This is a genomic window from Rhodococcus sp. P3_B8, from assembly GCF_056402775.1.
The window spans coordinates 1-5,561 of the sequence record NZ_JBFUGT010000379.1 but is presented as its reverse complement, the minus strand read 5'-3'; the positions used below and the strand labels follow the sequence as shown (position 1 = coordinate 5,561).

The 5,561-nt window shown below is 69.2% G+C and carries 6 protein-coding genes; 5 read left to right on the top strand and 1 reads right to left on the bottom strand.

Annotated features, from left to right (window positions below):
• The coding region (locus tag AC1D1G_RS40840) for a histidine ammonia-lyase (RefSeq protein WP_477956457.1) at positions 1–1,226 on the bottom strand (1,226 nt) is incomplete at its 3' end.
• Between the two features lie 476 nt (positions 1,227–1,702).
• Here AC1D1G_RS40840 and AC1D1G_RS40835 point away from each other — a divergent pair.
• The 5 genes from AC1D1G_RS40835 to pssA all read left to right on the top strand — a co-directional run bounded on the left by AC1D1G_RS40835 (position 1,703) and on the right by pssA (position 5,365).
• A complete protein-coding gene (locus AC1D1G_RS40835) occupies positions 1,703–2,158 on the top strand; it encodes an SRPBCC family protein (RefSeq protein ID WP_105421270.1) in 456 nt (151 codons plus the stop codon).
• A 34-nt stretch (positions 2,159–2,192) separates the two neighbouring features.
• The gene (locus tag AC1D1G_RS40830) at positions 2,193–2,717 is read left to right on the top strand and encodes a hypothetical protein (RefSeq protein ID WP_477956456.1); all 525 of its coding nucleotides are present in this window, start codon (positions 2,193–2,195) and stop codon (positions 2,715–2,717) included.
• The gene (locus AC1D1G_RS40825) at positions 2,692–3,729 is read left to right on the top strand and encodes a DNA polymerase III subunit beta family protein (protein WP_477956455.1); all 1,038 of its coding nucleotides are present in this window, start codon (positions 2,692–2,694) and stop codon (positions 3,727–3,729) included. Before AC1D1G_RS40830 ends, AC1D1G_RS40825 begins: the two co-directional genes overlap by 26 nt.
• A 62-nt stretch (positions 3,730–3,791) precedes the next feature.
• On the top strand, positions 3,792–4,505 hold the full coding sequence (locus AC1D1G_RS40820; protein WP_005251765.1) for a phosphatidylserine decarboxylase: 714 nt from the start codon (positions 3,792–3,794) through the stop codon (positions 4,503–4,505).
• The gene (pssA, locus tag AC1D1G_RS40815; protein ID WP_005251763.1) at positions 4,502–5,365 is read left to right on the top strand and encodes a CDP-diacylglycerol--serine O-phosphatidyltransferase; all 864 of its coding nucleotides are present in this window, start codon (positions 4,502–4,504) and stop codon (positions 5,363–5,365) included. Before AC1D1G_RS40820 ends, pssA begins: the two co-directional genes overlap by 4 nt.
• Positions 5,366–5,561 lie beyond the last annotated feature (196 nt).

Below are 5,561 nucleotides of genomic sequence, written 5' to 3'. Positions count from 1 at the left end.
CTCGCCGGCGCCGCCAGCCGCTTCAGCTCCGAGACGATCGCCGCCTGGGTGTACTGGGCGATCATGTGGCCGCTGTCCACCCCGGGATCGTCGGCCAAAAACGGGGGCAGCCCGTGATTGCGGGCCACGTCGAGGAAGCGGTCGGTGCGGCGCTCGCTCATGCTCGCCACATCCGCGACGACGATCGCCAGGAAGTCCAGCACGTACCCGACCGGCGCCCCGTGGAAATTGCCGTTCGACTCCACCCGCCCGTCCAACGTGACCACCGGATTGTCGATTGCGCTCGCCAGTTCCCAGGACGCCACCCGCTCGGCGTGCGCGAGCGTGTCCCGCGCCGCCCCGGCGACCTGCGGGGCGCACCGCAACGAATAGGCGTCCTGCACCACGGTGCAGCTGGGATTGGCGTGGCTCTGCACGATCTCCGAGCCGGCGAGCAACCGAACCATGTTCGCAGCAGCGCGGGCCTGACCGGGGTGCGGCCGCAGCGCCTGCAGGTCCGGGGCGAACACCCGGTCGGTGCCCAGCAGCGCCTCCACGCTCATCGCCGCGGTGACGTCGGCCAGGCGCAGCAGCCCGTGCAGGTCCTCGCACGCCAGCACCAGCATGCCGAGCATGCCGTCGGTGCCGTTGATGAGGGCCAGCCCCTCCTTCTCCTCGAGGATCACCGGTGCGATACCGGCGGCGGACAGTGCCGTCGCCGCGGGCACGAGTTCGCCGTCCGCATCCCGCACCGTGCCCTCACCGATCACCGCGAGCGCGACGTGCGCCAGCGGCGCCAGATCGCCGGAGCATCCGAGGCTGCCGTATTCGTGGACCACCGGAGTGATCCCCGCCGACAGGAGGGACGCGTAAACCTGCGCGACTTCCGGCCGCGCGCCGGTCCTGCCGGTGGCCAGGGTCGACAGCCGCAGCAGCATCAGAGCACGCACGACCTCGCGTTCCACCTCGGGACCGTTTCCGGCGGCATGCGAGCGCACCAGACTGCGCTGCAGCTGCGTCCGGAGCGCAGAGGGGATGTGCCGGGTGGCGAGGGCCCCGAAACCCGTCGAGATCCCGTACACGGGCTTCGGGTCCTCGGCCAGCGCCTCGATGCGCTTCCGGGTTTCCGCCATGGCCGACATCGCGTCCCGCGAGATCCGCACCGGCGCGCCGAGACGCGCCACCCGGATCACTTCTTCGGCGGAGACCGCTCCGGTTCCGACCACGACAGACTCTTCGGCTCCCACAAACCCCAGTCTCCCCCGGGGCCGGGCGGAGAGTGACGGGATTGCGGGAGCGACGACGGCGTCTACAACCGGCCGCGGAGAGCTTCCTCGATTTCGCGTGGCGTCATCAGACGTTCGAGTTTTTCACTCGGCCACGAGGACGGACGTCCTTGCAATCGGGCTGATTCGAGTAGAGGGAGAGGGCTGCGGTCCCACCGCAGGATCGAATGAACATTCACTACCGATCACTTCCGAACACCGACTCGACAACTTTCCATTTGCGCCATTGCACCGGCGACATTTCGTCGCGCTCTTGACTCATCGCCCATCGTGCCCCGTTGGTTACACGGTTTCGATGAGGCGCGCGGAAGTGCTGGAAAACTGCGGTCGGGACGAGAATTCAGTGACCTACCGCACACCTCTCCGGCACGAGCGCCTACCATGAGGTCAAAGTAATTGTTACCTTACGTACCACCTTCCCTGACTGGAGACAGCCGATGGCAAACACCCTCGAAGCAAGCATCGACATCGACGCGACCCCGCAAGACGTGTGGGCCGTCGTGTCGGATCTGAAGCGGATGGGCGAATGGAGCCCCCAGTGCCGCACGATGCGCGTCCTCGGCGGCGTCGTCGAAGAGGGCACCAAAACCGTCAACATCAACCGCAAGGGCTTCCTCGTGTGGCCGACCACGTCGAAGGTCGTGAAGTTCCAGCCGAACAAGACCATCGCGTTCCGGATCCTCGAGAACCGCACCATCTGGTCGTACGAACTCGAGCCGACGGCAGGCGGAACCAAGGTCACCGAGCGCCGTGAAGCCCCGACCGGGACGTCGAAGGTGTCACAGTTCCTGGTCAAGACCGTTCTCGGCGGCAACGAGGACTTCGAGGTCGACCTCGTGAACGGCATGAACACCACTCTCGCCCGCATCAAGTCGGCCGCCGAACGCACGTAGTCCGGTTGACCCTCGACCTGGTCGAGGCCCCAGCGTGGTCCGCATGGACACACCGGACGCCGTCATGGCGAGGATCGCGCAGGGACAGGAACTGGCAGTAGCGGGTGACCGGGAGGGCGCCCGACGCATCTTCGAGGAGGTGTGGGACGCCCTCGCCGGTCCCGGCGACGACACACCGGACCCGCTGCACGTCGTCACGCTGGCCCACTACATGGCGGACGTCCAGACCGACCCCGCCGAGGAACTGCGCTGGGATCTGCGGGCCCTCGCCGCCGCCGACTCGCTGACCGACGACCGAGCCCGGCAGCACCACCCCTCGCTCCGGGTCGCGGGGTTCTACCCGTCGCTGCACCTCAACGTCGCGGCCGCTCATCACGCGCTCGGCCAGTCGTCCGAGGCACGCCACCATCTCGATCGGGCCACGCAGAGCTGCGAACACCTCACCGACAACGGATATGGCCGGATGATCCGCGGGGCCGTCGAGCGGCTCCGCGCAGAACTCGACGCCGAGGCTGTCGGACCGCAAGGGCAGAGTGAGCACCGTGCTCAGCATCGGTGAACTCGCCCGGGCGTCCGGTCTGTCGGTCAGCGCGCTGCGGTTCTACGACAAGGCGGGTGTGCTCACCCCGCACGTGGTCGACCCGCGCACGGGTTACCGCTGGTATGCCGACCGGCACGTGGGCGCAGCGGTCCTCGTCGCCGCGATGCGCCGGGTGGGTGTGCCGGTGAAGGACATGGCGGCCGTACTGAGCGGGACGGATGCCCACGGGCTCCTCGACCGACATCTCGGCCGGCTCGAGAAGGGGCTCGACGACGCCCGGCGCGAACTGGCAAGGATTCACCGCCTGCTCGACGCGCGAGCGGCGCGGGAGTGCACTGTCGTCCTCCGCACCACCGACCTCCTCACCGCGTTCGGCTCGGTGCGGTTCGCCGCCGACCCGGACTCGGCGTTCCCGGTGTTGCGCGGCTGCCTCCTGGAAACGGACCACGACGTGCTGCGGCTCGTCACCACCGACCGCTACCGGCTGGCGGTGGGAACGGTGACCCTCCTCGAACCGCCGGACGCACCGATCTCCGCCGTCGTCCCGTGCACGTTCCTGGACGACGCGGCCGGGCTGCTGGGTCGCCACGACACGGTGACCGTCGTCGTCGGCGCCGACAGCATCACCCTCCGCTGCGGCGCCGAACAGCTCGGCACCCGCCTCGTCGACGGTGCGTTTCCCGACCATCGCAGTCTGTCGCCCCTCGACCGCGGAATCGAACACACCTTCTCCTCGGCGGACCTGCGTGCACTCCTCGCCGACGCCGGCGACCGAGTGGATCTCGGCGTTCTCGAGTCGGGCGAGATCGTCGTCAGCAGGCAGGGGACGGAGCAGCCCGTGCGCTTCCAGGTGCAGGTGAACACCGGTTTTCTCCTCGAAGCCGTCGACGCGCTGCCGGGTGAGCAGTTGACGTTCCAGGTGGGTGGACCCATCACCCCGCTCGCCATCCGGCCACGATCCGTTCACACATCGGACCCCGCGAGTGCGTACTCTCTCCTGATGCCGTTGCAGCCGGTAGTGCTCACGTAATCTGTGGGTGCGGCGCGATGGCGCGCAGGCAGCACGTCCGTCCGACACAGTTAGAGGAGCCCGTGGCACGCAAGCCCACACCCCCCGGAACCCCGCAATCCACGAGCGTCGGGCACATCGTCGACCTCGTCCGCGGAGCAGTTCCGCCCCTGCACCCGGCCGGGCTGCCCTTCGTCCTCGCGCCACTCGGTGTGGCCGTCCTCGGCCGCAAGCGCAAGTGGGTCCGGCGTGGAGCGCTGACCTCGGCCGCAGCGTGCGCCGCGTTCTTCCGGCATCCGCACCGTGTTCCGCCGAACCGTGTCGGCGTCGTGGTCGCACCCGCCGACGGCGAGGTCGCGCTCGTCGACTCCGCGGTCCCGCCGTCCGAACTCGACATGGGCACCGAGCCGCTCCCCCGGGTCAGCATCTTCCTGTCCGTGCTCGACGTGCACGTCCAGCGCAGTCCTGTCGGCGGTGAGGTCACGAAGGTCGTCCACCGGCCGGGTCAGTTCCTCTCCGCCGATCTCGCCGACGCCAGCGAGGTCAACGAACGCAACAGCATGCTGCTGCACACCCCGGAGGGCCACGACGTCGCCGTCGTGCAGATCGCCGGTCTGCTCGCTCGCCGGATCGTCTGCGACGCCAAGGTCGGCGACACCCTCCCGATCGGAGACACGTACGGCCTGATCCGGTTCGGCTCCCGCGTCGACACGTACTTCCCGGCGGGCACCACGTTGCTCGCCGAGCGAGGACAGCGGACGATCGGTGCCGAGACCGTCATCGCTCAACTGCCGTGATCGCCAACGCGAAGCAGCAGCGGAGGGGTCGACCCCAGCAGGCGGTCCGGCTCCTGCCGAGCGTGGTCACGATCCTCGCGCTGTGTGCGGGGCTGTCCGCCGTCAAGTTCGCGCTCGACGGCGACCTCGGAACGGCGTTGGCCATGATCGGTGCGGCCGCGGTCCTCGACTCGCTCGACGGTCGGATCGCGCGCATGCTCGACGCCACCAGCAAGATGGGTGCCGAACTGGATTCGCTCGCCGATTCCATCTCGTTCGGCGTCGCCCCGGCCCTGGTCCTCTACGTCACGCTGCTGGACGGCCAGAGTTTCGGCTGGATCATCGCCCTGATCTACGCGGTGAGCATCGTGCTGCGGCTGGCCCGGTTCAACACGCTCCTCGACGAGGACGACATGCCGGGTTACGCCAACGAGTACTTCACGGGTGTCCCGGCGCCCGCGGGTGCCCTGGTCGCGCTGACCCCGCTGGCTGCCGCGGCGCAGTGGGGCGACGGCTGGTGGTCGTCGTATCCCGTCGTCGTGGCGTGGACCGTGATCTCCGCGGCGCTGATCGTCAGCCGGATCCCCACGCTCGCGCTGAAGACGGTGTCGGTGCCCCCGCACATGGCGGCCGGTCTGCTCGTCCTCGTGGCGCTCGCGGCGGCGGCTCTGGTCACCTACCCGTACATCCTGCTGATCGCGCTCGTCGCGGTGTACCTCGGGCACATTCCGTTCGCGGTCCACTCCAAGCGGTGGGTAGCCGCGCGACCCGAGACGTGGGACATCAAGCCGTCCGAGCGGCGGGCCATCCGGCGTCAGCCCGACGCCCGTGGCAGGCGATCCGCCGCACGGCTCGGACTGCGCCGTCCCCGGGCCCGATAGTTCGCTCCCGCACGTAGGCTCGACGGCGTGACCTCCCCGGAACTTGCGCTCACAGTCCGACTGAACACCTCGGCCGCCGACACCCGGCGCGGCGTGGTCCGGCTGCATCCGGAAGCCCTGGCCGCGCTCGGCCTCCGCGAGTGGGACGCGATCGCCCTCGTCGGCGCGCGCCGCACCGCCGCGGTGGCAGGTAGGT

Excerpts from the sequence above, each read along its gene's own strand:
- AC1D1G_RS40835 (WP_105421270.1), top strand. The coding sequence starts at position 1,703 with ATGGCAAACACCCTCGAAGCAAGCATCGACATCGACGCGACCCCGCAA.